This is a genomic window from Ideonella azotifigens (genome assembly GCF_006519715.1).
In the GTDB taxonomy this organism is placed as follows: domain Bacteria; phylum Pseudomonadota; class Gammaproteobacteria; order Burkholderiales; family Burkholderiaceae_C; genus Ideonella; species Ideonella azotifigens.
The window spans coordinates 1-4399 of record NZ_VIDT01000476.1 but is presented as its reverse complement, the minus strand read 5'-3'; the positions used below and the strand labels follow the sequence as shown (position 1 = coordinate 4399).

Below are 4399 nucleotides of genomic sequence, written 5' to 3'. Positions count from 1 at the left end.
CGGTGCGCCGTGTTCGCCCGCGGCCTGCACGATCTCGCCGTCCAGCCAGCCGCTGGCCAGGTCCAGCTTCAGCAGCGCGCGCTTCAGGTGGGGCAGCTTGGCGGTCCAGTCGTGGCCGCTGCGGGTGAACAGGCGCAGATCGTCGCCGTCCCGCCGGGCCAGCAGGCGGTAACCGTCAAACTTCATCTCCCAGCGCCAGTCGCCGCTGGTTGGCGCGGCACTGGCCAAGGTGGCCAGCTGCGGCGCGAGGGACAGCGGCAACTCCGTTGCCTTTGCCTTTGCCTTTGCCTTTGCGGCCCGGGTGATCTTCTTCGTTGCCGCCTTGGCCGCAGGTGCAGGACCAGCGCCCACCGCATCGCCGCTCAGCACGCTGTCGGGCTGCTCGCTGACCACGTCGAACTCGGCCGCGGGCCGGGCCGCATCGTCGCGTTCCTTGACCAGCAGCCACGGCGCCTTGGTCTCGTCGGCCCGACCGCGCAGGCGCACCAGCGTCCAGCCGCCACTGAGCTTTTCGCCGTGCAGCTGGAACTTGAGCTTGCCTTCGCGCAGGCCGGCACGGGCGTCGCCCACCGGGGTCCAACTGCCACGGTCCCAGACGATGACGCTGCCGGCACCGTACTGGCCTGCCGGGATGGTGCCCTCGAAGCCGGCGTAGGCCAATGGATGGTCCTCGACCTGCACGGCCATGCGCTTGTCGTGGGGATCCAGGCTGGGACCCTTGGGCACCGCCCAGCTTTTCAGCGTGCCGTCCAGCGCGAGGCGGAAGTCGTAGTGCAGCGCGCGGGCGGCGTGCTTCTGGATCACGAAGGGCAGCGCGACCTGCTTCGCGCGCGGGATGTGCTCGCCCGAGGGTTCGCGGGTCAGCTCGAAGTCCCGCTTCTTGCGGTAGTCCTGCAGCGGGTCGCTGCGGTGTTGGTCGTCGCCCATGAACAACCTCTCAGGCCGCCTTGCGCCGCGCGGGCTTGGCGACAGACTTGGTGCTTGGCCTGGCCGCTGCGCCGCGCTTTGGCCTGGGCTTGGCGGCCGCGGTTTCCTCGGCCTCGGCCTTCGCCTTCTCGCCTGCTTTGCCGCGCCCGCCCAGGCTGCGCTTGAGCAGTTCGGTCAGGTCCACGACGTTGCTCGGCGCACTGCTGTCGGCAGCCGCTTCCAGCGGCGTGACGCGCTCGGTGTCGCCGGCTTCGGACTTCTTTTGGATCAGCGCCATGATCGCGGCGCGGAACTGGTCGGCGTAGTCCTCGGCCTTCCACTTCATCGTCATGTCGGCGATCAGCGCTTCGGCCATCTTCATCTCGCCGGCGGCCAGCTTGTTGGCCGCCGCGCCTTCGGGCGGAAAGGCCAGTTCCTCGGCCGGGCGGATCTCGTTGGGCCAGCGCAGCGTGTTGAGCATCAGTGCCTCGCCGCTGGGAATGAGCGCGGCCAGGTGCTCCTTGGCGTGCATGACCACGCGCGCAATGCCGATGCAGCCGGCCTTCAGCATGGCCTCGCGCAGCAGCGCATAGACCTTGCCAGCCTTGCCGATGGGCGCCAGGTAATACGGCTTCTCAAGGTAAAGGAACGGAATCTCGACCGCGGTGACAAAGGCCTCGATGGCAATCGTCTGCGTGCTCTGAGGGTAGGCGGCCTGGATCTCCTCGTCGGACAGCAGCACGTAGTCGCCGTCTTCCAGCTTGACGCCGCGCACGATGTCTTCCTTCCTGATCTCGCGGCCGGTGCGCTTGTTGACGCGCTTGTAGCCCACCGGGTCCATGCTGCGCTTGTCCAGCCAGTCGAAGTCGATGTCGTCTTCGCGCGAGGCGGGGTACAGCCCCACCGGTACATGCACCAGCCCGAAGCTGATGGCGCCTTTCCAGATCACCCGTGCCATGCCAAGCTCCTCAGGGGCCGACGGGGCCCGTGCAGCGGCCAGTGCGGCCCCAGAGCCTGCATGCTGGCCAAGGCCGGCGCCACACGCCAGCGGCCTAGCGGCAGAGCTGGCGTAGGCCAGGACCTACGAAAGCGCATGGCTAAACTCCGCGCCGAAGACCGCGCGGCGCTGCCGATGCGCCCACACCCGAAAGGATCGAATGAGAAGCTCCCACCCCAGCGCGCACCCGGTGCGGACCTGGCGACGCCGGATGTCAGTGGTGATGGCCTGGAGTTCGTTGCTGCTGTTGGCTGCAGCCGCAACGGCAGCGGAGGAGCCGGCACCGATAGAGGCGCACGCAGTGTTCACGCCGCAGGCAGTGCCGGGCAGCGATGGCTTTGTGCACCTGGCCTATGAGCTGGATGTCACGAACTTCTATGCCGGCACCGGCCCGCTGAATCTCGGCCTGCTGGAGGTCTTTGCCAGCGGGGCCAGCAAGCCCCTGGCCAGCTTCAGCGGCGCAGCGCTGGCCGGGCTGCTGGGCCCGGGCAAGGCACTGGAGGCCAACAACAGCCTGCCCATAGAGGCCGGCATGCATGCCGTGCTTTTCGTCTGGCTCACGCTGCCCAAGACCCAACCCCTGCCGGCGCTGCTGCGTCACCGCCTGGTGTTCAAGACTGCAAAAGGCCAGACGCAGGTGGCCACGGACGTGCCGGTGGCAGTCGACTCGACGCGGCCCGTGGTGATCGCGGCGCCGCTGCGGTCCAACGCCAAGGCCGTGCAGTGGCTGGTCGATGAAGGCCCGGGCCATGCGCAGTCGCACCACTGGGGCAGCCTGGTGGCAGAAAACGGTCGCCTGACGATTCCTCAACGCCACGCCATCGACTTCTTCGGCCTGGATGCCAAGGGCCACGCCATCACCGTGCCGTCAGACAAGCTGGCGAGCAGCCTGCCTGGCGACTGGACCGGCTTCGATGCGGAGGTTGTGGCGGTGGCAGACGGCGTGGTGCGCAACGCGCGCGACGGCGTGCCGGACCACCGGCCACTGGCGCCGATGGAACAGCCCACCGAGATGACGGCGGAGGCGCTGTACGGGAATTTCGTGATCCTGGAGATTGCACCCCACGTCTTCGTGCACTACGCGCACCTGCGCCAGGGCAGCCTGCGCGTGAAGACCGGCGAACGCATCCAGCGGGGCACCGTGCTGGCGCGGCTGGGCGTGTCCGGCAGCGCCGGAGCGCCCCACCTTCACTTCCATGTGGCCAGCTCGGCGGGATTCGCCCCGTCACAAGGGTTGCCGTTTGTCTTCGAGCGCTTCACCTTGACGGGCCGAGGCAGCGAAGACGACATGCTGGACCTGTCGAAGGACGCCTCACTCGACCACCCGGTCGGCATGCGAGGGGTGATGCCGCTGCACGGCGACCTGATCGGTTTCTAGTTCGGCTCATCGCCCTGTCAGACAGGTCTTACAGCAGGCCGGGTTGCCGATCCCTGGCAGAGGTGGCCCCCGCTTTGCCACACTGGGATCAGGGTGCCTCGGGCAGCCCGCACTGCCCACCATGCCCCACACCCTGAACGCCTATTTGGTCGAGGACAGCCGCCTGATCCGCGAGAACCTGACGGCTGCCCTTGAAGAAATGGCGGCGGTGAGGATCGTGGGCTGGGCCGAGGGTGAGTCCAAGGCGGTCGCGTCGCTGGCGGCATTGAGCGCCGCGCCGGCAGACCATGAACTGGACCTGGTGCTGATCGACCTGATGCTGCAACAAGGCTCGGGCCTGGGTGTCCTGCGTGCGGCCTGCGGCAAGGGCCCGGGCCGGCATGCGCGCTGTGTGGTGCTGACGAATTACGCAACGCCGGACATGCGGCGCGAGTGCCTGAAACTCGGCGCCGACCGGGTGTTCGACAAGTCCAACGAGATTGATGCGCTGATTGACTATTGCCTGTCGCTGGCCAAGGCCGGCCCGCCGCCAACGGCGGCAGCGGCACCCGTTTGATCCGGCAAACAAATGGGGTCAGAGTCAATTTATCTCGGCACACGTGCGACTTCGCATTGAGGTATCTCAAGATAAATTGACTCTGACCCCATTTGTTTGCTGACCCCATTTGTTTGAGGCACGTTGGGTGGCAGGGCGAACGGTGGAAATGCCGAAGCCGCGTGGATTGGCGAAGTCGCCACGCACCCAAGAAACTCGCGCCCCCGGTCTACTCACTCACCAGCTGCCGATACACCTCATTCGACACATCCGCCAGCACCTGCCGGCCGGCGTCGGCGGTGATCGCGTAGCCGTAGGCGCCGTCCACCCAGTAAAAGACATTGACCCGGCCTTCGCGGGCGAAGCGGAAGGCGGTGGTCGGCATGGCGCTGGCGGGTACACCGGCGTGAGCCGGCGCCGAGGCCGCGCCGGCGGGGCCGAGTTCGTTGGAGACGTAGACGGTGAGCTTGCGGCCTTCGCTGTCGCGGTACATGAACTGCGCGACCGGGCCCTGCCCGCCGGGCAGCAGCCGGCCGCCTTCGAGCGCGTAGCCCTGGGCCTGCAGATGCGGTGGCTTCATCGC

General features: G+C 67.6%; 5 protein-coding genes. 2 read left to right on the top strand and 3 right to left on the bottom strand.

The features are described from left to right. The coding region (locus FKP22_RS22250; RefSeq protein ID WP_310733357.1) for a DNA polymerase ligase N-terminal domain-containing protein at positions 1-927 on the bottom strand (927 nt) is incomplete at its 3' end. Between the two features lie 10 nt (positions 928-937). Further along, on the bottom strand, positions 938-1864 hold the full coding sequence (ku, locus tag FKP22_RS22245; protein ID WP_141289870.1) for a non-homologous end joining protein Ku: 927 nt from the start codon (positions 1862-1864) through the stop codon (positions 938-940). Positions 1865-2114: 250 nt separating this feature from the next. On the opposite strand from ku, the gene FKP22_RS22240 reads away from it, so the two are divergent. Further along, positions 2115-3281: a M23 family metallopeptidase gene (locus tag FKP22_RS22240; RefSeq protein ID WP_170201011.1), complete on the top strand. Its 1167-nt coding sequence runs from the start codon at positions 2115-2117 to the stop codon at positions 3279-3281. Positions 3282-3402: 121 nt separating this feature from the next. Further along, positions 3403-3837 (top strand): response regulator transcription factor, encoded by a 435-nt coding sequence (locus FKP22_RS22235; RefSeq protein ID WP_141289868.1) that lies wholly within the window; start codon positions 3403-3405, stop codon positions 3835-3837. A 208-nt stretch (positions 3838-4045) separates the two neighbouring features. Here the strand turns inward: FKP22_RS22235 and FKP22_RS32475 are convergent. Beyond that, positions 4046-4399: anti-sigma factor family protein (locus FKP22_RS32475; RefSeq protein WP_375140608.1), on the bottom strand; the 354-nt coding region annotated here is incomplete at its 5' end.

Bases quoted from the DNA above. Each gene is read 5' to 3' on its own strand.
- FKP22_RS22240 (WP_170201011.1), top strand. From the start codon at position 2,115: ATGTCAGTGGTGATGGCCTGGAGTTCGTTGCTGCTGTTGGCTGCAGCC.
- ku (WP_141289870.1), bottom strand. From the start codon at position 1,864: ATGGCACGGGTGATCTGGAAAGGCGCCATCAGCTTCGGGCTGGTGCAT.
- FKP22_RS22235 (WP_141289868.1), top strand. From the start codon at position 3,403: ATGCCCCACACCCTGAACGCCTATTTGGTCGAGGACAGCCGCCTGATC.